This window comes from Nisaea sp. (assembly GCF_040217065.1).
Lineage (GTDB): Bacteria > Pseudomonadota > Alphaproteobacteria > Thalassobaculales > Thalassobaculaceae > Nisaea.
In genome coordinates this window covers 285,623-305,737 of sequence record NZ_JAVJNX010000011.1, presented here as the reverse complement: position 1 = coordinate 305,737, position 20,115 = coordinate 285,623, and the positions used below count along the sequence as shown (strand labels likewise).

Here is a 20,115-nt window from a genome sequence, read left to right as displayed (position 1 = left end):
AACAGCATCATCCGGCTCACACCCATGTCCGACCTCGACGCGCTTTCCGCCGCCTACCAGAACCTGAAATCCCGCAACCAGAACATCGACATGACCCGGGGCAAGCCCGCGGCCGCCCAGCTCGATCTGGCGGCGGCCATGTTCGAGCTCGTCGGCAACGACGACTGCAAGGGCGCGGATGGCACCGATTACCGCAATTACGGCATCCTTGCCGGCATCCCGGAAGCGCGGGCGCTGTTTGCCGAGCTGATGGAAACCACCCCGGATCTGGTGATTGCCGGCGGCAATGGCAGCCTGCAGATGATGTATGACGTGCTGCAGGGCGCTGTCGTATTCGGCGTGCCGGGCGGTGACGGGCCTTGGCGCGATGCGAAGTTCCTCTGCCCGGTGCCCGGCTATGACCGGCATTTCGCCATCTGCGAACGGCTCGGGATCGGCATGATTCCGGTCGAGATGAATGATGACGGCCCGGACATGGACGCGGTCGAGGCGCTGGTCGCCGAAGATGCCTCCATCAAGGGGATCTGGTGCGTGCCGAAATATTCCAACCCGACCGGGGCGGTCTATTCCGATGCGGTGGTGGACCGGCTGGCGGCGATGACATGTGCCGCGCCGGACTTCCGGATCATGTGGGACAATGCCTATGTGGTGCACCACCTGACCGGTGAGATCGCCGCCGTGAAGAATATCCAGAAGGCGGCGGAGGCGGTCGGCAATCCGGACCGCATCCTGACCTTCGTCTCGACGTCCAAGATCAGCCTGGCCGGCGCCGGCGTGGCGGCGATGGCGGCCTCCAAGGTCAATGTCGAGGATGCGCTGGAGCGGATGTTCTATTCAAGCATCGGCCCGGACAAGATCAACCAGCTCCGCCATGTCCGCTTTTTCAAGAACAAGGCCGGAATCGAGGCGCACATGCTGAAGCATGCCGCGATCATCGGGCCGAAATTCGCGGCGGTCGAAAAGGCCATGAGCAAGGCCTTTGACGGCACCGGGCTGGCCACATGGACCAAGCCCGCGGGCGGCTATTTCGTCAGTGTCGACCTGATGGACGGCTGTGCCGCCGAGACCGTGAAGCTCTGTGCCGACGCCGGCGTGAAGCTCACCGCCTCCGGCGCCTGCTTTCCCTATGGCAACGATCCGCGCGACCGCAACATCCGCCTCGCCCCGACCATGCCGACTGTGGATGAGCTGGAACGGGCAATGGAAGTGTTCTGCACCACGGCGAAGATGGTGTGTTTGCGAAAGGCGGCGGGCTGATGCAGGCGCCGAATGATCCTCGGTTGTGGTCAGGTTAAGTAAGCCGCATGGGATTTGGGGTATTCATCCACCGCGCCGACTCGATTTACGAGGATAGTCCCGCCGAGCGCTATCAGTTCCCTAGCCCATATTTCAAGCGTGCGGCTGAATGCGTGAATGACTGGATTATTTACTACGAGCCAACGAAAGTGCCGATTACACGCGGCTATTATGCCGTTGCAAAGGTTTCACAGATCGTGCCGGATCCAACTGCTCCGGATATGTATCTGGCGTTGATCGAACCAGGGACCTATCTCGATTTCTCAAACCCTGTTGCATTGACGCTCGCTGGTGAATATGTCGAACGGGGATTGCTGAACGCACAAGGTAGTCTTTCAGGGCGCGCACAGTCTGCTGTTCGCTCCCTCTCTCGAGAGGATTTCAATCGGATCATTGGCCTGGGCCTGGGCGAGGAAGATCAAAAACTGCCAAGAACTGGCCATGCAACGCCTGCAACAGGTTTTCACGAAGACCAGACAGCTTTTTTGCATGAGCAAGAGCGTGATCGAGTGACGTACATTTCGTCGCGCGCTGTTCGGGATCGAGTTTTTCGCCAAGTTGTGCTGTCGGCCTATGACGAGCGTTGTGCGATCAGCGGTATCAAGCTCATCAATGGTGGCGGCCGAGCTGAGGTCGAGGCGGCTCACATTCAGCCGGTAGCGAGCGAAGGGCCGGATATTGTGAACAACGGTCTTGCACTTTCGGGAACTGTTCATTGGATGTTCGACCGTGGATTGATAAGCTTGGATGATGATCTTGGGGTTTTGGTTTCAAGGCAGGCGAACGATCCGGAAGCAGTTCGAGCCCTTGTCAACAAATCTGGGAAAGCTACACCGCCGCATCGCCTGTTAGACCGGCCGCATCCTCGCTTTCTGAAGTGGCACCGGGATAACTGCTTCAAGCATTAAAAAGACGTGGAGAGTTGCCTATACACGCTTAGCCCAGCCAGTAATCCCCATAAGCATCCGCCCATTTCTTGAAATCGGCGAAATTCCGTTCCGGGTTCAGATCCGGTGACCAGCCGAGTGCCTCTTTCAGGCGCGCGCTGACCAGGAGCTGCCGGTCCGTGTCGCCATGCAGGTTCACGGTCGGCTCTTCCTCCGGCGTGGCGAGGCGCCAGGAGAAGTCCGGATAGCCGCCGGCCAGCAATGCGCACCAGTCCGCCGTGCTCCAGGGATCGGAGCAGCTGATGTTGAAGACGTCGTAGGGGCGGCTCTCCGAATTGATCAGACGGACCAGCGCGTCGGCGATGTCGCGGCTGTAGGTCCAGTCCCGCATGTCCCGGTAGCGCAGGGTGGCCTCGCCGCCCTTGAGTGCGATGAGCGAGGCCTGCATCTGCGGGCTCAGGGTATCGCGCAAGCCGCTGTCGACTTCCCACGGACCGAACACGCCGGAGAGGCGGACGCTGAACATGTCCATGCCCCAGAGCTCGGCCAGCCTGCGGATGATGCATTCCGAGGCGAACTTCGTCGTTGAATACATGTTGTGCGGCCAGGCCGGCAGATCTTCCGACAACGGCTTGTCGCCAAAGGCAGTGGTGCCGTAGGCGGCGGTGGAACCAACATTGATCACCCGTTTCAGACCTGCGTCCCGCGCGGCTTCCAGCGCGGCGGTGAAACCCATCAGATTGACCTCAAGGATCGAGCGCGGTGCGTTGGCATCCCGTTCCGGGCCGGCGGTGATGGCGGCGGCGCAGAACATCCGGTCCACCTTGTTGTCCTTCAGGGCGGCGAGGATGGCGCCGTCCTTCAGCGCGTCGCCGATGACCTCGACAACGCTGCCCGGATGCGTGGCGAAGGCGCGTTTCGCGGCCGCCGGGATCGGGCGGCGGTCGAAGACCACGACGGTCTCGCCCTTTGCCAGCAGCGCTTCGGCGATATTGAGGCCGACAAAGCCCGCACCACCCAGAATCAGGACCGCCATCTTATTCTCCAGCCAGCCAGTTGAGTCAGATGCATGATCCTAGTGCGGGTGGCACGATTGCCAAGAACTTCCAAAGGCATCGCTCCCTGCGCAGCTGCGCGCTAGTCTTGCCTCTGAATGTTTGAGGAGTGAGAGACCATGACGGCATATCCGCGCGATCTTGTGGGCTACGGGGCCAATCCGCCGGATCCGCGTTGGCCGGGCGGGGCGCGGCTGGCGGTCAATTTCGCCATCAATATCGAGGAGGGATCGGAATATTCCATTCCTGACGGGGACGGTTTCTCCGAAGCCAGCCTGACGGAATCGCCGGATTCGCCAACCGGTCCCGGCAGCCGGGATCTTGCGGCGGAATCCATGTTCGAATATGGCAGCCGGGTCGGTTTCTGGCGCGTGCTTCGGTTGTTTCAGGAGCGCGAGATGCCGGCGACCTTCTTCACCTGCGCCCTGGCGGTCGAGCGCAATCCGGAACTGGCGGCGGCGATCCGGTCCTCCGGCTTCGATATCTGCTGCCATGGCTGGCGTTGGATTGAGCATTTCAAGCTGTCCCGCGAGGAGGAGCAGGAGCATATCCGGCGTGCGGTCGAGTCCCTGAAGCAAACCCTCGGCGCGCGGCCGCTCGGCTGGTACTGCCGGCACGGCCCGGGCGAGGCGACGCGGGAGCTTCTGGTGGAGGAAGGCGGCTTTCTCTATGACAGCGATGCCTATAATGACGAGCTACCCTATTGGGTCGAGGTCGGCGGCAACCCGCATCTCGTCGTGCCCTATTCCCTGACCCATAATGATTCAAAGTTCTCCCGCGGCTGGCTCAACACCGGCCAGCAGTTCTTCGAATTCATCAAGGACGGGTTCGACATGCTTTATGCGGAGGGCGCGACCCAGCCGAAGATGATGTCAATCGGCCTGCACACCAGGCTGATCGGCCATCCGGCGCGTGCGGCCGGGCTGGCGCGGCTGCTGGATTACATGAAGGGTTTCGAAGATGTCTGGGTGACCGGCCGGCTGGATATCGCCCGGCATTGGCGGGAGCACCATCCCTATCGCTGAGTGACGGGCGGATCAGTCCGGCGCGTAGGCTCTGAGGAACGCATCGACGGCGTCGTCGATTGTGCCGAGCGCTTCTTCCTGGCTCCAGTCACAGGTGCCAGAAAACAGGGTTTGAAAGAGGAAGGGGCCGGCGACGAAGCCCTGGAACCGGGACGCGGCCAGGACCGGGTCTGATTTCTTCATCAGCCCCTGCTCCTGCATCTGGCGGAAGTAGTTTGCCATCTCGTCGCGCATCTTGCCCGGGCCTTCGTTCCAGAAGGTCTTGCCGATCAGGGGGAATTGCTCGACCTCGCCGACCACGGTGCGCATCAGGAGAAGTTTTTCCGTGCTGGTCACCTTGCCCAGGATCAGCCTGGCGCTCTCGGTCAGGACCGTGCGGAAATCTCCCGAAAAGTCGATATCGTCCGGCGACGGTTCGCCGAAGCCCTGGCACATTCCGCCCATCACCGTGCAGAACAGGTGCTCCTTGCTGTCGAAGTAGCTGTAGACCGTGCGCTTGGAGACATTGGCCTCCGCCGCAACCTTGTCCATCGAGGTGACTTCGTAGCCCTGTTCGGTGAAAAGTTTGCAGGCCGCATCAACGATCTGCCGCTGTTTCTCGGTCAACGGGCCGCTATCCGAAAAATTTTTATCAATGTGCGCCATGGGTCCTTGACGTCTCTGGGTACACTGCCCAGTTTAGGGAAACTACACGGTGTAGTATATGTTTGTATGCCGTGAGGAGAATACTAGCACGTTCTCGTTTTTGCCGGAGGGGCCGATGTCGAACGAACGGTCGGGGAATTCCGCCATGCGGAAGGCCAATTGGGTTACGGATTACGCCAACTGGATCATCCGTTGGCGCTGGGGGGTGATCGCCGCATCCATTCTGCTTATGCTGGGCGCCGGCTTCGGAGGCCAGTTCCTGTCATTCTCCACGGATTACCGGGTCTTTTTCAGCAAGGAGAACCCCCAGCTTCAGGCCTTCGAGAGTCTGCAGCGGGTTTTCAACAAAGAAGACAATATTTCCCTGGTGCTGCAGCCCGGAGACGGCGACGTGTTCCAGGCGGACGTGCTCGCCGCGATCCGGGACCTGACGGAGAAGTCCTGGCAGGTCCCCTTTGCCACGCGGGTCGACAGCATTTCGAATTTCCAGAACAGCACGGCAGTGGCAGACGATCTGGTCGTCGACGATCTGGTGCCGGCGGACAGTCCGCTTGATGCTGCCGATCTGCAGAGAATCCGCGCAGCTGCGATGACCGAGCCGCTGCTGCTGCACCGGATCATCGCTCCGGATGCCCGGACAACGATGGTCAACATCACCATCACGCTGCCGCAGAAAGCGCTGACGGAAGTGCCAGAGGCGATGGCCCATGTCGACGGGCTGGTAGCGGAATTCCGGGCCGATAACCCGGACATCACCCTGGCGATCACCGGGTCGGTGGCGCTCAACAACAGCTTCTCGGTGTCCGCGCAGAACGACATGCAGACCCTGATCCCGCTGATGTACGGGGTGCTGCTGCTGGTCATGGCCGTGCTGCTGCGGTCCATCTCCGGAACATTCGCGACGCTTCTCGTGATTGCCTTCTCGGCCATGACGGCGATGGGACTGGCCGGCTGGCTCGGTATCCAGCTGACACCGCCGTCGGTCACGGCGCCGACCATCATTCTGACACTGGCCATTGCGGATTCCGTCCATGTGCTGATCAGCATGTTCCATGGCATGCGGCGCGGGATGTCCAAGCGGGATGCACTGGTGGAAAGCCTGCGCGTGAATTTCCAGCCGGTTTTCCTGACCAGCCTGACCACCATGATCGGCTTCATGTCGCTGAATTTCTCGGACGCACCGCCGTTCCGCGATCTCGGCAACATCACGGCAATGGGCGTCGGGGCGGCCTGGTTCTTTTCCATCGCCTTCCTGCCGGCCCTGATGGCCGTGCTCCCGGTGCGCATCAAGCAGCGGGACGAGCATGAGAGTGTTGCCATGGAACGGCTGGCGGAATTCGTCATCCGGCGGCGCGTGCCGATCATGGTTGGCACGCTGGCTCTCGTTGCCGGACTCGTCGCCTTTATTCCGAAGATCGAGCTGAACGACCAGTTCGTGAAGTATTTCGACAAGAGCATCGAATTCCGGAACGACACGGACTGGGCGACGGATAATCTCTCGGGCATCTACCAGGCCCAGTGGAGTATTCCGGCAGCGGAGAGCGGCGGGATTTCCGATCCCGATTATCTGCGCCGTCTCGAAGATTTCACGCAGTTCCTCCGGGCGCGGGGCGAGGTCGTCCATGTCCTGACACTGACCGACATCTTCAAGCGCCTGAACCGGAACATGCATGGCGACGATCCGGACTGGTACAGGCTGCCTGACGAGCGGGACCTTGCCGCGCAGTACCTGTTGCTGTTCGAAATGTCCCTGCCATTCGGGCTCGACCTGAACAACCAGGTCAATGTCGACAAATCGGCGGTGCGGGTGATCGCCACGCTGGAGAACATCACCACCAACGAGCTCCGGGCGCTGGACGATGAATCCTCGGCCTGGCTCCAGGAAAATTTTCCGAGCGCAGCGGAAACCAAGGCGTCCGGCCCGTTTGTCATGTTCGCCTATATTGCCAAGCGCAATATCGAGGGCATGCTGACCGGCACTTTCCTCGCCTTCCTGCTGATCTCCGCGACACTGACGATTGCACTCCGGAGCTGGAAGCTCGGCGCTATATCTCTGGCACCGAACCTGGTGCCGGCGGCCATGGCCTTCGGGATCTGGGGGCTGACGGTCGGCGAGGTCGGCATGGCCTCCTCGGTGGTCACCGCGACCAGCCTCGGCATCATCGTCGATGCGACGGTGCATTTCCTCTCGAAATACCGGCGTGCCCGGGTCGAGCGGGGCGAGGACGCGGAGGATGCCGTGCGCTACGCCTTCTCGACGGTGGGCACGGCGCTCTGGGTCACCACCGCCATTCTGGTCGCCGGGTTCGCGGTGCTCTCCCTCTCCACTTTCAAGATCAACGGGTCCATGGGGATGCTGACGGCGATCACGCTGGTCATGGCCATCATCATCGACTTCCTGCTGTTGCCGGCCATGCTGCTGTTGCTCGACGGCCGGCGTAAAGACCGGGGTGCCGGACAGGCTCCCCTTGCCCAAGCTGCGGAGTAAGGAAATGGGAAAACTTCAGCGTATTCTTGCCCTGACGGTGCTGGCCATCAGCCCGATGCTGCAATCCGCCTATGCGGAAACACCGCAAGAGAAGGGGCGCGCGATTGCCGAGGAGACCGACCGGCGGGATCTTGGCTGGGGCGACAGCGACGTCGTGATGTCGATGATCCTGCGTAACGCCGAGGGGGAGAGCAGCGTTCGCGAATTGCGTCTCCGTTCTCTCGAAGTGCCGGAGCAGGGTGTCGGTGACAAGAGCATCACGGTGTTTGACAAACCGCGGGATATCGAGGGAACGGCCTTTCTCTCGCACACCAAGATCCTGGACCCGGACGATCAGTGGCTTTTCCTGCCGGCCCTGAAGCGGGTGAAGCGGATCTCGTCCAAGAACAAGTCTGGCCCCTTCGTCGGCTCTGAATTCGCCTACGAGGATCTGGTGAGCCAGGAAGTCGCCCGGTACGACTATACATGGCTCCGGGACGAGAATTGCGGCGAGGCGGCACCGAGCAGGGAGTGCTTCGTTGTCGAGCGCACACCGCTCTATGAGCATTCCGGCTATACCAAACAGATCTCCTGGGTGGACAAGCAGGATTATCAGCCGCGCAAGATCGAGTTCTACGATCGTAAGGATGCCCTGCTGAAGACCCTGCTGATGCTCGACTACAAGCAGTATCAGGCTCGCTACTGGCGCACCCACCGGATGGACATGACCAACCACCAGACCGGCAAGTCCACCACCCTGAGCTTCGAGGAATACAGCTTCAAGGTCGGGCTCTCGGAGGGCGATTTCGAGAAGAACCGGCTGAAGCGCGTCAGATGATCAGGAGCGCTTGTTTTGCGGCGGCGGGGCTTTGCCTTGCCGCCGGTGCTCAGCCCGCTCTGGCGGAGGAGCCGAACATAGAAACCAGTCTGGAACTCGGCATGGAGCTCCGGGCATTCCCGAACGACCCCGCCTTCGGCTTGCAGCGGGACCAGGCCGTCAGTCCGTCCTTCTACCTCGAGCCGGAAATCTCCGCGGACTGGAATGGCGGAGACGACCGTCTCACGTTGGTGCCCTATGCGCGTGTCGACAGGGACGATGACAGCCGGACCCATGTCGATCTCCGGGAGGCCAACTGGCTGCATATCGGCGATGGCTACGATCTGGTGATCGGCGCGGACAAGGTTTTCTGGGGTGTCACCGAATCCCGGCATCTGGTGGATATCATCAACCAGAGCGACGGGGTCGAGGATGTGGACCTGGAAGACAAACTGGGCCAGCCCATGGTCCAGCTCGCGGTGCCGAGCGACCTGGGCACGTTCAGCTTCTTCGCCATGCCCTATTTCCGCGAGCGGACGTTCCCTGACGCGGATGCCCGGCTGAGCGGCGGCGTGCGTGTCGATGGCGATGCGCAGTACGACTCGGACGCGGAAGAGTTCCATCCGGACCTTGCCGTCCGCTGGTCCCAGGTGATCGGCGATTTCGACGTCGGGTTGTCGCATTTTCACGGCACCAGCCGCGAGCCGCGCCTGCTCGCGCTCGATCCCGCCAATCCGTCCAACTTGACGCCTTATTACGACCAGATCGACCAGACCGGGCTGGATCTGCAATACACCAAAGATGCCTGGCTCTGGAAGCTTGAGGCCATCGGGAGGGGCGGGCACGGCGACTATTTCCCCGCAGCCGTCGCCGGGTTCGAATACACGCTTTTCGGCATTCGCGGCAGCGACATGGATCTCGGGTTTCTGGCCGAATATCAGTATGACGGCCGGGACGAGGATGGCAGTGCGCCGGGGACGCTTGCCAACAACGACACGTTCATCGGCACGCGGCTGACCTTCAACGATGTCGACGACACCTCGCTCCTCGCCGGGGCCGTTATCGATAACGAGGATCGCTCGACCCTGCTGTCCCTGGAGGCGGAGCGCCGGATCGGGGATGCCTGGAAGCTGGCGGCGGTTGCCCGTTTCTTTCTCAATGCCGACAGGGAAAACGCCCTGAAGGCGCTGGAGCGTGACGATTTCGTCAGCCTGACACTGATCCGTTATTTCTGAGGCGTGGCCGGCGGGGCTATGCCGCCGGTTTCACGGCCGAGAGAATGACGTGGCCGGCAACGCACCAGAGCAGGTCAATCTGCTCGAACCCGGCATCCCGCAGCCAGTCCATCTGCTCCAGCAGGGTTGAGGGCTTGTCGAGCGGGTCGGGCACGCGCGGATCGTAGTGGTTCCAGTCGAGGGCGCGGAACCGTTCCTGTCCGGAGCGGTCTCCCCGCAGGGCGAGCGAGCGCTGCTCGACCTCTAACTCCCATTGCCGGGCAAAGCTGCGCCGTGCGGCATCGGAGGCCGGTTCGGTCAGGTCGGCAAGGACGAAGACGCCGCCCGCGGTGAGAATGGGGAAAAGATCGCGGAACAGATCCGCCTTGCCCGGTCCATCCAGATGGTGAACGGCAAGCGAAGAGACGATGGCATCGGCCGGGCCGGCGTCGCGACGCCAGTCCCGCTCTTCCAGCCGGAACGGCTTTATGATCAGGCGCGCTGCGGCATCTCCGGCCGTTCTGACGGTCGCGTCAAGCATGCCAGGCGAGGCGTCATAGGCCGTCACAGTGACATTCGGGTCGCGGTCAAGGATTGCCCTGGTCAGCAGACCTTCGCCGCTGCACAAATCGAACACATCGGCCGGATGCACTGCTCCCTCGAACAGCCGGTCGGTTATGATCCGGATCTGTTCTTCGCGCCGCGGCACGAAGACGTCGCCTTCGGCCAGGAACGCCGCGGTATCCTGCTCGTTCCAGCGTGGCAATTCCGGTGCCATTCAACGTGCTCCCCACCTCATCGCTGCCGGGGAGAATGGGGATACCCACCCCTGCGGTCAATCCGACGTCAGCGGGCGTCTTCTTCCCAGTCGCGCCGGCGGATCAGGACCGGATCGATGTCGGCTTCTTTCGGCAAGAAGACCCAGAGACCGACTTCCGGAGAATGTGGGTCATCGTGACCATGAGCCTTGCTGATCTTGCCGATACGATTAATGAGTACCTCATGGATGTCGCCGGTATACCGAGCGGTCCCGTGTCCCATTGTCAGAGTCATCACTACCTCCCGCACCTTTTGGCAAGGTCAGTTGACGAAAAAGCAGGCACTAGGTGAAGTGTCAGCCGTCCTAAAAATATTCGAAAAAAAGAAAATCTATTGCTGGACAAGGTCGCCAGTGGGGATATTCGGCCAAGTTTCGGAAAACAGGCAAATCAGCGCAATAATCCACTATTATTATGCAGAAATATGGTTGGCAGGCGCCAAAAGCGCATTTTGCATACCTTGCGGTGACGCGTGGCGAATGACGTCGCGCGGCATCTGTTATCCGGCTGCATATCGGTTCCTAACCGTGGCTGCAAACGCCTGCAATTCTGCTCGACCCCGGCCGTTCGGTTGAACCTGGTGGCCTGCTCGGGGTTGAACATGAGGTGACAATGGTCACCGAAAAGGACCACTACCGCGAGAAGGGCGTATCCAAGGGTGCTGCTTCGCTCTTTACGCCGCCTGGGACCGGAGATAAGAACCGAAGGCAATTCATTGCGAGGTGACAATGTGACCGACCACTCTCCGGATACCGGCGCTAGGGCCCCGGCGCCGCTCGGCCAGGACGATCCGGCAACGGTTATCGTTTTCGGGAACGAGAAGGGGGGCTCCGGTAAATCCACCGGCTCCATGCATGTGACCGTGGCTCTTTTGCGGCTCGGCTTCAAAGTCGGCTCCATTGATCTCGACATGCGTCAATGGACGCTGACCCGATATCTCTCGAACCGTGCGGCGTCGATGAAGAACGAAGGCATTTCGATGCCGATGCCGGTGCATGTGTTCTTCTCCCGCAGTGACAAGCCGAACCGGCAGGATGCGGAGGCCGAGGACCGGACGCGGTTCGGGGCGGTGCTGAAAAAACTGCGCAGCGAAAGCGACTTCGTGGTCATCGACTGCCCGGGCACCGATACCTATGTCGGCAGGCTCGCGACCGGTTATGCCGACAAGCTGGTCACGCCGCTGAATGACAGTTTCGTCGACCTCGACATGCTGGCCAACGTTGACGGCCGGACCGGGGAGATCATCAAGCCGAGCGTCTATTCCGAAATGGTCTGGGAGGCGCGCAAGCAGAAGGCGGCCCGCGACGGCAGTTCGCTGGACTGGATCGTGATGCGGAATCGCCTTTCCAGTCTTGCCGCCCGCAACAAGCTCGAGATGGAGCGCGTGGTCGGGCTGCTGGCGAAGCGGATCGGCTTTCGGGTTGCGCCCGGCTTCAGCGAGCGGGTGATTTTTCGCGAGCTGTTCCTGCGCGGTCTGACCATGCTGGATGTCTTCGAGATCGGTGACAGCGGCAAGCCGCAGCTTTCCCATGTCGCTGCGCGCCAGGAAGTCCGGGGCCTGCTAAACGCGCTGCAGCTGCCGAACCGAATTCCGACGCCGCATTCCAGCCAGCCCAATGACGAGGCGATCGAGACTCCGCCGGTTATCGGTGATGAGGGTGCTGAACAAAAGTGATGGAGGTCAGCGCCAGGGAGATTCGGCTGCCATCTCGGCCAGGGTAGGTCCGCTGAGTTCGAAATCCGCCGCCTGGTACTGCCGGCTGCCGATATGGGTGTAGAAATCGATCGCGACCTTGTTGGTCGGCAGGGACTGCCAGACGATCCAGGAGCCGCCGCGGGCAATGGTTTCCGCTGCAACGGCGCCCATCAGGGCGCGCCCGGCCCCGGTGCCCCGTGCCCGGTCCTCGACATAGAGGTCGAGCATGTGGATCCCCGGCGTGCCGACTCCGATATTGAAGCTGTCGATGAACAGGGTGTAGCCGATCAGACCGGACTCCGTTTCCGCAACGATGCCGTCGAACCGCTTGTTTTCCCCGAATCCGTACAGGATGACATCCGCGCTGCCGAAGGGCGGTGGCGGCATGCCTTCATGCGCGGACAAGGCGGCTGCCATCTCTGCCACGCGCTCGGCATCGTCTTCGCGAAGGGCCCGGATACCGAACTCCATCATGTTCTCCCTGCAATGCGGGTTGGAAACCTCAGGCTGCGATGCAACATAATGCTAAAGCAGTGAGGAAAGTGAAGCGGCGAAAATGACCACAAGAAAAAAGAGTGGCGGGGTCGTTGACAGACCCACGACGGAGTCAGCGCGGGAAATCTCGTCCCGATCCGAGATCGATGCCTTTGTCCGCCGTGTGCGCAGTGCGCCTGCCGCCGTCCCGGCGGGGCGGCCGGGCCGTCTGCTCTTCGCCATGGATGCGACGGCCAGCCGCGAGCCGTCCTGGGACCGGGCCTGCCAGCTGCAGGGGGAGATGTTTTCGGAAACGGCGGCCCTCGGTGGCCTCGCGGTACAGCTCGCCTATTACCGGGGCTTCGGCGAATTCAAGGCCGGCGCCTGGCTGACGGACACGAAGAAACTGCTGCGTGAAATGACCGGGGTGTATTGCCTCGGTGGACAGACCCAGATCGGCCGTCTGCTTGGTCACATCATCTCCGAGACGAAGAAGGAGAGGGTGCAGGCGGCGGTGTTTGTCGGCGACGCCTTCGAAGAGGATATCGACGCAGTCTGCCACAGGGCCGGTGAACTCGGGGTTCTCGGCGTGCCTGTTTTCATTTTTCACGAAGGAGGCGATCCGGCCGCGCGTCGGGCGTTCGAGCAGATCGCCAGACTGACAAAGGGCGCCTGCTGTCCGTTCGACGGAAACAGCGCACAGCAACTCCGGGACCTTTTGGGGGCCGTTGCAGTCTATGCTGCGGGCGGGCGTCGCGCCCTGCGGGATTTCTCGGCACGCCGGGGTGGAGCGGCGCTGCAACTCACCCATCGTTTCGGCAAGTGACGACCGACTGGAGAGGGAAAATCAGGTGCAGTTTCTGATACTCGGCGCCAGCCTCCTGATCGGGCTTGGCCTGATCGGCTACTGGTTCATCAATGCCGATCCGGCGAAGATTCGCGTGACGGCGAAATGGATAGGACTCGGGCTGCTTGGCCTTCTGGTGATCGCCCTGATCTTTTTCCGGCGTTTCGACTGGCTGGTCTATGCCGCAGCGATCGGTCTTCCGTTTCTGATTCGGGCGGGCGCCATTTTCCGCCGCTTCCGGAACGCAGTAAAGATGGCACGCGGCCCGGCGTCCGGGCAAAGCAGTGCAGTCCGCACGGAAACCCTCGCTGTCAGTCTGGATCATGATAGCGGGAAGATGGATGGCGAGGTGTTGCGCGGACGGTTCGCGGGACAGCAGCTTTCCGCCCTGTCTCTGGATGATCTTCTGGAGCTGCTTGAGGACTGTGTCCGTCAGGACCCGCAATCCGTTGCCGTGCTGGAGAGCTTTCTCGACGGGACACACGGGGAATCCTGGCGCGAGTTCGACGACCAGGCCGGCAATGACCGGTCATCAGGTACGGAGCGGCGTTCGGGCGGATTATCACGGGAGCAGGCTCTGGAAATTCTGGGCCTGGAAGAGGGAGCCGATGAGGCCGCGATTCGGGAAGCGCACCGGCGCTTGATGATGGTCAATCATCCCGACCGGGGCGGATCGGATTACCTCGCAGCCCAGATCAACGAGGCAAAAGACGTCCTGCTCGGATCCTGAGCCAAGCGATCCTTGCGGTTTTCCACGGTTATGTGCCAATAACGGGGCGCCCTGTCGACCGTCATGGCAGGGGCGCTGATCCAAGCAACGATTTGAGGTTCAGATATGCCAGTGCCAGTTCGGAAGGCGATCTTTCCGGTTGGGGGGCTTGGCACGCGTTTCCTGCCGGCAACCAAGTCGATGCCGAAGGAAATGCTTCCCGTGGTCGACAAACCGCTGATCCAATATGCCGTCGAAGAAGCCCGTGCCGCTGGTATCGAGGAGTTCATCTTCGTGACCGGCAGAGGCAAGTCCGCGATCGAGGATCATTTCGATCACGCGTTCGAGCTGCAATCCATGCTCGGAGACCGGGTCAAGGAAGAGGCGCTGAAAGTCGTCAAGGCCACGATCCCCGAGCCGGGTCAGTTTTCCTATACCCGCCAGCAGGAGCCGCTGGGTCTTGGCCATGCGGTCTGGTGCGCCAGGAATTTCGTCGGCATGGAGCCGGTCGCGGTTCTGCTCGCGGATGACCTGATCCTGAACGGTCAGGGGTGCCTGAAGCAGATGGTCAGTGCCTACAACGAAGTCGGCGGCAACATGGTTGCGGCCATGGAAGTCTCGCGCGAGGAAACCCAGTCCTACGGCGTCATCACGCCGGGCGAGGTAAAGGGGCGCCTGATCGAGGTGCGCGGGCTGGTGGAAAAGCCGAAGCCGGAAGATGCGCCGTCGAACTATGCAATTATCGGCCGCTATATCCTGCAGCCGAAAGTGTTTGAGGATCTGGCGCGCTTTGAAAAAGGCGCCGGCGGCGAAATTCAGCTGACCGACGCGCTGGCACGCCAGCTTGGCCTGCAGCCCTTCAACGGTTTCCTCTTCGAGGGACATCGCTTTGATTGCGGCAGCAAGGCCGGCTTCCTTGAAGCGAATATCGCCTATGCTCTCGACCGTCCGGATATGGCGGATGCCGTCCGGAGCTTTTTGAAGAATTACGCCTGATAACGGAGCGAATTCATGCGTATTGCCATGATCGGCACCGGCTATGTTGGCCTGGTGTCTGGAGCCTGCTTTTCCGAGTTCGGTATCGATGTCGTCTGCGTCGACAAGGATGAGGTCAAGATCTCCCGCCTTGATCGCGGAGAGATTCCGATTTTCGAACCCGGTCTCGACGATCTTGTCGCCAATAACGTGCGGGCGGGCCGGCTGACCTTCACCACGGACCTTAAATCGGCCGTGAGTGATGCGGACGCGGTGTTCATCGCCGTCGGCACGCCGGCCCGGCGCGGCGATGGCCATGCGGATCTCTCCTATGTCTACGGAGCGGCAAAAGAGATCGCCGAGGCAATAAACGGCTACACCGTCGTTGTCACCAAATCGACGGTTCCGGTCGGCACCGGCCGCGAGGTGGAACGGATTATCCGCGAGACCCGGCCTGACGCTGAATTCGATGTCTGCTCGAACCCGGAGTTCCTGCGCGAAGGCGCCGCGATCACCGATTTCATGCGACCGGACCGCGTGGTGATCGGCACCGAGAGCGAGCGGGCCCAGGAAGTGATGCGGGAGATCTATCGGCCGCTCTACCTGATCGAGACGCCGATCGTCTTCACGACGCTGCAGACCAGTGAACTCATCAAGTATGCCGCGAACACCTTTCTCGCGACCAAGATCACCTTCATCAACGAGGTCGCGGATCTGTGCGAGAAGGTCGGCGCCGACGTGCATGACGTGGCCCGCGGCATCGGGCTGGACGGCCGGATCGGCCGGAAGTTCCTGCATGCGGGACCGGGCTACGGCGGTTCCTGCTTCCCGAAGGATACGCTGGCGCTGGTGAAGACCGCACAGGATTTCGAGGCGCCGCTGCGCATCGTCGAGACGGTCGTCGACATCAACGACAAGCGCAAGAAGCAGATGGCGGAGAAGATCATCGCGGCCTGCGGCGGAAATGTTTCGGGCAAGACGATCGCTGTGCTGGGGCTGACCTTCAAGCCGAACACGGACGACATGCGGGACAGTCCGAGCCTGGATATCGTTCCGGCCCTGCAGGCTGCCGGGGCGACGGTAAGGGCCTACGACCCGGAAGGCATGAAGGAAGCACGCCAGATGCTCCCCGACGTGGAAATGTGCGAGAATGCCTATGCCACGATGGAGGGGGCCGATGCGGTCTCGATCATTACCGAGTGGAACGAGTTTCGCGCTCTCGATCTGAAGCGTGTCAAAGGTCTGCTGAAAGAGCCGCTCATGATCGATCTGCGCAATGTCTACAATCCGGCCGACATGGCCGACGCAGGCTTCACCTATGTCTGCATCGGCCGCGATACCGTCGCCGCAAAGGCCTCCGCATGAGCGCGCATCGCTTCCAGCCGACGGTGCTGCGCGAATACGACGTGCGCGGCGTCATCGGCGAAACGCTGGGCGCGGAGGATGCACGGGCCCTGGGCCGGGCTTTCGGCACCCGGGTCATCCGCAATGGCGGGAAAAAGGTCTCCGTCGGCCGGGACGGACGGCTGAGCTCGCCGGAGATGGAAGCGGCGGTGGTCGAGGGTCTGATGGCGGCGGGGATCGCCGTCACCCGGCTTGGCGGCGTTGCCACGCCGATGCTGTATTATTCGGTCCATGCCCTCGAGACCGACGGCGGGATCATGATTACCGGCTCGCATAATCCGCCGAGCCACAACGGTTTCAAGATGATGCTGGGCAAGGGGCCGTTCTTCGGCGCCGACATCCAGGATCTCGGCCGGATCGCCGCGGAAGGCGATTACGAAAGCGGCGCCGGATCGGTCGGTGATGTCGATATCCTGGAAAGCTATGTCGAGCGCCTGATGCGGGACATCACACTGGGCCGGCAGCTGAAGATCGTCTGGGATTGTGGCAACGGCGCCGCCGGACCGTCGGTGAATGAGGTCTGCATGCGGCTGCCCTCGAACCACAAGGTTCTGTTCCCGGAAGTCGACGGGACGTTCCCGAACCACCATCCGGATCCGACCGTACCCGAGAACCTTGAAGAACTCGTGACCATGGTGCTGGAGCGCGGGGCAGATCTCGGTATTGCCTTTGACGGCGACGGCGACCGTATCGGTGTCATCGACGACAAGGGCCGGGTGCTGTGGGGCGACCAGCTGCTGACGGTGCTGGCAGAGGACGTGCTGAAGGAAAATCCGGGTGCCACCATCATCGCCGATGTGAAGGCCAGCCAGGTGCTGTTCGACAAGATCGCGGAATATGGCGGCCAGCCCCTGATGTGGCGGACCGGCCACTCCCTGATCAAGACCAAGATGGCCGAGACCGGCGCCCCGCTCGCGGGCGAAATGAGCGGGCACATCTTCTTCAAGGACCGTTATTTCGGCTTCGACGATGCGCTTTACGCGGCTGTCAGACTGATCGAGGTGCTGAGCCATCGGGACGAGCCGCTGTCTGCCATCCGGGACGCGCTGCCGCAGGTCATGAACACACCGGAAATGCGCTTCCAGTGTGACGATACCCGCAAGTTCGATGTGGTGACGGAGGTCAGGGACTGGCTCTCCGGCCAGGACGGCATCGAGGTGTCCGACGCGGACGGGGTTCGGGTGAACACGCCCGACGGCTGGTGGCTGTTGCGTGCCTCCAACACCCAGGACGTGCTGGTCGCCCGCTGCGAGTCACAGACCGAAGACGGGCTGGAGCGGTTGAAAGACCAGCTTCGGGGCGCGCTGGCAGCTGTCGGTGAGACACCGCCGGATATCTGATTGTTCAATCGAGATTATATTCTGGAAATGCGCCGCCGGTTTGAGCGGCGCTTTTTTGCTCAGTCGCTGGCCGGCATGGTTGCGACTTCGACGCTGTCGGTTCCCGGGACCGGAACGCAGGGAACATGCTGGCGGGCCAGCATGGCGCAGGCGTTCCGCGCGCCGGCCTCGCTCAGGCCGGTAATGCGCGAACGATAGACCGTGCCATGGTCGCGGGTCACCCGCTCGACGGAATCCACCGAACCGCTCAGGACTTTCTTCAGGTGCTTGTGGGCGGTGTCGATCATCGCTTCCGCCGGCCCCTTGCTGGAATAGGCGCCGACCTGAATGCCCCAGTCCCGGTCTGAATCGGCGGGACCCGATTGCAGGGCCACATTTGTTTGCAGGCCGCTGTCCGCGATGTCGGACTGAAGTGATGCCAGTTGGACGACAGCTTTGTCGCCAAGGGCCGGGCGTGCCATCGGAATTGGCGCCGGGGTCCGGTTTCGGGCGATCAGTTCTGCCTTCTTGAAGCCGCGATTCAGGAGTGAAATCATGTGCTGGTCGCGGGATTTGGCGGTCCGGCCGCCAAACACCACGGCTATCAGGTGCCGGCCGTCCTGGTGGACGGAGGACACCAGATTGAAGCCGGAAGCCCGGGTGTAGCCCGTCTTGATGCCGTCGGTACCGGAATAGCGCCTCAGAAGGTTATTGTGGTTGCCGTAGGTGCGGCCCTTGTAGGTGAATTTCGTGGTTCTGAAGAAATGGTAATATTGCGGAAAGTCGCGCTGGATGCGGAGGCCGAGCTTGGCCATATCCCGTGCGGTGCTTTTCTGGCGCCGGTTCGGCAGGCCGGATGCGTTCCGGAAGTCGGTCTTGGTCATGCCGAGTGTGCGCGCTTTCTGGGTCATCGCCACGGCAAAATTTATTTCGCTTTTCGCCAGATGTTCGCCGACGACGGTGGCGACATCGTTCGCGGAGCGGGTGACCAGAGCGAGGATCGCGTCCTTGACGGAGATTGTCTCGCCGGCCCGCAGGTTAATATTGGTCTGCGGTTGCCCGGCCGCACGCTTGGAAACCGCCATCTTGGTTTTCAGAGTGACCTTGCCCCGGTCCAGAGCATCGAAAAGCATGTAGAGGGTCATGATCTTGGTCAGCGATGCCGGGTAGTTCCGGGTGTCGGCATTCTTGGCGTAGAGAACGTCCAGCGTATCCGCGTCCATGACGAAGGAGGCATAGCGCGCCTCGGCGCCGCTGGCCGCAAGCCAGACCATCAAGCCGACTGTGAGAGCGCAGAAAGCCCTGAAGGCTCGCCGTGTCACGCAGTCCGCCATTTGCCCCCCCCAATCTTCCACACCGCCCAAGCGCGGTCCGGTTTAGCCTTATCGAAAAACACCAAAATCTTATGTAAGAGCTTAGCTGTTGTCCATAAGCGATTGAAACAAAATTAAACATTGCCTTCAATTGTAGCGGACTACGGACGTTCTGCCGGTTATCGGGAGGCTGGAAACACTCCTATCTGAGCCGAATGCGCGGCAAAAGGGAAATAATTGTGCAGCGCACAAAAATATCCTTGACCTTTCCGCGCCACCGCCTATTTTACAGTCCATGTTGCAGTGCAGCATGAGCCCAGACATATCCTGTGAGTGCGCGTGTCCAGGGGGCATGCCTGCGGCCAGCCGGGGAAAACTCCGGATTTTATAAACGATGCGCAAGGAGAGTGACAATGGTTGCGAAGAAAACCACCTCTACCGCTGCTGCCGGCCAGATTGAAGACGCGGTTGCAGACGGCAAGGAAACTGTTGAAGCGGCTGTGAAGGCGACCCAGGACGTCGCCCAGAAGAGCTATGACCAGGCAGTCGAACTCATGAAAGAGCATACCGAGAAGGCCCAGAAGGCCCTCTATGGCGGCTATGACGAATACGCGTCGCTCGGCAAGGCGAATTATGATGCCTATGTCACGGCGATGAACACCTGGTCCAAGGGCTTTGAGGCCATCAGCAAAGAGCTCTATGCCTTCGGTCAGGAAAGCGTTGAGGTCTCTGTCGAAACCGGCAAGACCGTGATGAGCTGCAAGACCGTCAGCGATCTGGTGGAGCTGCAGAGCGACATGAGCAAGAAAAGCTATGACAAGGCCGTCGGGGAAATCACCAAGATTTCCGAGATGTCCGTCAACACAGTCAACGAAGCGATCAAGCCGATCCAGGAAAGCCTGACCGGCACGTTCGAGAAACTGACGAAGCCGCTCGCCGCCTAACAGGCAGCCTTCGAGACATCATGCAGGGCCCGGCTGTTTCAGCCGGGCCTTTTGCGTTTCGGCGAGGGGGCCCGGTCCGCGCCGGGATTCCGCGAGCAACGCATTTTTTGCAATACGGCAATAGGCCGTTGCCGGTCCGATTTGCCCTTGCAACGGCTTGTGTTCGACACGAAATGTCTGTCACCCTGTCCCTATCGGGCAAGAAGCTTG

The 20,115-nt window shown here is 61.3% G+C and carries 19 protein-coding genes; 13 read left to right on the top strand and 6 right to left on the bottom strand.

What is annotated here, in order from left to right; all coding sequences use genetic code 11:
* Positions 1-24: 24 nt before the first annotated feature.
* Positions 25-1,257 (top strand): aspartate aminotransferase type Ic, encoded by a 1,233-nt coding sequence (locus tag RH950_RS19645; protein WP_350059446.1) that lies wholly within the window; start codon positions 25-27, stop codon positions 1,255-1,257.
* 47 nt (positions 1,258-1,304) lie between these two features.
* Complete coding sequence (locus RH950_RS19640; RefSeq protein ID WP_350059445.1) at positions 1,305-2,204, top strand: HNH endonuclease; 900 nt, start codon at positions 1,305-1,307, stop codon at positions 2,202-2,204.
* A gap of 28 nt (positions 2,205-2,232) precedes the next feature.
* Here RH950_RS19640 and RH950_RS19635 read toward each other — a convergent pair whose 3' ends face one another.
* Positions 2,233-3,219: an NAD-dependent epimerase/dehydratase family protein gene (locus tag RH950_RS19635; protein ID WP_350059444.1), complete on the bottom strand. Its 987-nt coding sequence runs from the start codon at positions 3,217-3,219 to the stop codon at positions 2,233-2,235.
* A gap of 138 nt (positions 3,220-3,357) precedes the next feature.
* On the opposite strand from RH950_RS19635, the gene RH950_RS19630 reads away from it, so the two are divergent.
* Positions 3,358-4,263, top strand: coding sequence for an allantoinase PuuE (locus RH950_RS19630; protein WP_350059443.1), 906 nt, complete (start codon positions 3,358-3,360; stop codon positions 4,261-4,263).
* A gap of 12 nt (positions 4,264-4,275) precedes the next feature.
* Here RH950_RS19630 and RH950_RS19625 read toward each other — a convergent pair whose 3' ends face one another.
* Positions 4,276-4,869 (bottom strand): TetR/AcrR family transcriptional regulator, encoded by a 594-nt coding sequence (locus RH950_RS19625; RefSeq protein ID WP_350059441.1) that lies wholly within the window; start codon positions 4,867-4,869, stop codon positions 4,276-4,278.
* A gap of 154 nt (positions 4,870-5,023) precedes the next feature.
* On the opposite strand from RH950_RS19625, the gene RH950_RS19620 reads away from it, so the two are divergent.
* From RH950_RS19620 to RH950_RS19610, 3 genes are read left to right on the top strand one after another with little or no spacing between them, the layout of a single operon-like run.
* Entirely contained in the window at positions 5,024-7,396 is a 2,373-nt protein-coding gene (locus RH950_RS19620; RefSeq protein WP_350059440.1) for an efflux RND transporter permease subunit, read from the top strand.
* A 4-nt stretch (positions 7,397-7,400) separates the two neighbouring features.
* Positions 7,401-8,213, top strand: a complete 813-nt coding sequence (locus tag RH950_RS19615; protein ID WP_350059439.1) for an outer membrane lipoprotein-sorting protein — start codon at positions 7,401-7,403, stop codon at positions 8,211-8,213.
* Positions 8,210-9,427: a TonB-dependent receptor gene (locus tag RH950_RS19610; protein ID WP_350059438.1), complete on the top strand. Its 1,218-nt coding sequence runs from the start codon at positions 8,210-8,212 to the stop codon at positions 9,425-9,427. Before RH950_RS19615 ends, RH950_RS19610 begins: the two co-directional genes overlap by 4 nt.
* 16 nt (positions 9,428-9,443) lie before the next feature.
* On the opposite strand, the gene RH950_RS19605 is transcribed toward RH950_RS19610, so the two are convergent.
* On the bottom strand, positions 9,444-10,184 hold the full coding sequence (locus RH950_RS19605; protein ID WP_350059437.1) for a class I SAM-dependent methyltransferase: 741 nt from the start codon (positions 10,182-10,184) through the stop codon (positions 9,444-9,446).
* Between the two features lie 68 nt (positions 10,185-10,252).
* Positions 10,253-10,459, bottom strand: a complete 207-nt coding sequence (locus tag RH950_RS19600) for a hypothetical protein (RefSeq protein ID WP_350059436.1) — start codon at positions 10,457-10,459, stop codon at positions 10,253-10,255.
* A 495-nt stretch (positions 10,460-10,954) separates the two neighbouring features.
* Between RH950_RS19600 and RH950_RS19595 the strand changes: the two genes are divergently transcribed.
* Complete coding sequence (locus RH950_RS19595) at positions 10,955-11,899, top strand: division plane positioning ATPase MipZ (protein ID WP_350059435.1); 945 nt, start codon at positions 10,955-10,957, stop codon at positions 11,897-11,899.
* Between the two features lie 6 nt (positions 11,900-11,905).
* Here RH950_RS19595 and RH950_RS19590 read toward each other — a convergent pair whose 3' ends face one another.
* A complete protein-coding gene (locus RH950_RS19590; RefSeq protein WP_350059434.1) occupies positions 11,906-12,391 on the bottom strand; it encodes a GNAT family N-acetyltransferase in 486 nt (161 codons plus the stop codon).
* An 85-nt stretch (positions 12,392-12,476) separates the two neighbouring features.
* On the opposite strand from RH950_RS19590, the gene RH950_RS19585 reads away from it, so the two are divergent.
* From RH950_RS19585 to pgmG, 5 genes are all read left to right on the top strand, one after another.
* Positions 12,477-13,220, top strand: a complete 744-nt coding sequence (locus RH950_RS19585; protein WP_350059433.1) for a VWA domain-containing protein — start codon at positions 12,477-12,479, stop codon at positions 13,218-13,220.
* Positions 13,221-13,245: 25 nt separating this feature from the next.
* Positions 13,246-13,971 (top strand): DnaJ domain-containing protein, encoded by a 726-nt coding sequence (locus tag RH950_RS19580; RefSeq protein WP_350059432.1) that lies wholly within the window; start codon positions 13,246-13,248, stop codon positions 13,969-13,971.
* Positions 13,972-14,076: 105 nt separating this feature from the next.
* Positions 14,077-14,946, top strand: a complete 870-nt coding sequence (gene galU, locus RH950_RS19575) for a UTP--glucose-1-phosphate uridylyltransferase GalU (RefSeq protein ID WP_350059431.1) — start codon at positions 14,077-14,079, stop codon at positions 14,944-14,946.
* Positions 14,947-14,961: 15 nt separating this feature from the next.
* Positions 14,962-16,290 carry a UDP-glucose dehydrogenase family protein gene (locus RH950_RS19570; RefSeq protein ID WP_350059430.1) on the top strand — a complete coding sequence of 443 codons (1,329 nt, stop codon included), beginning with the start codon at positions 14,962-14,964 and terminating at the stop codon, positions 16,288-16,290.
* Positions 16,287-17,669 (top strand): phosphoglucomutase/phosphomannomutase PgmG, encoded by a 1,383-nt coding sequence (gene pgmG, locus RH950_RS19565; RefSeq protein ID WP_350059429.1) that lies wholly within the window; start codon positions 16,287-16,289, stop codon positions 17,667-17,669. The genes RH950_RS19570 and pgmG overlap by 4 nt, the downstream gene beginning before the upstream one ends.
* 59 nt (positions 17,670-17,728) lie before the next feature.
* Here pgmG and RH950_RS19560 read toward each other — a convergent pair whose 3' ends face one another.
* Positions 17,729-18,982, bottom strand: a complete 1,254-nt coding sequence (locus RH950_RS19560) for a serine hydrolase (protein ID WP_350059428.1) — start codon at positions 18,980-18,982, stop codon at positions 17,729-17,731.
* A 392-nt stretch (positions 18,983-19,374) separates the two neighbouring features.
* Between RH950_RS19560 and RH950_RS19555 the strand changes: the two genes are divergently transcribed.
* Positions 19,375-19,905: a phasin family protein gene (locus RH950_RS19555; RefSeq protein ID WP_350059427.1), complete on the top strand. Its 531-nt coding sequence runs from the start codon at positions 19,375-19,377 to the stop codon at positions 19,903-19,905.
* The last annotated feature ends 210 nt before the right edge of the window (positions 19,906-20,115 follow it).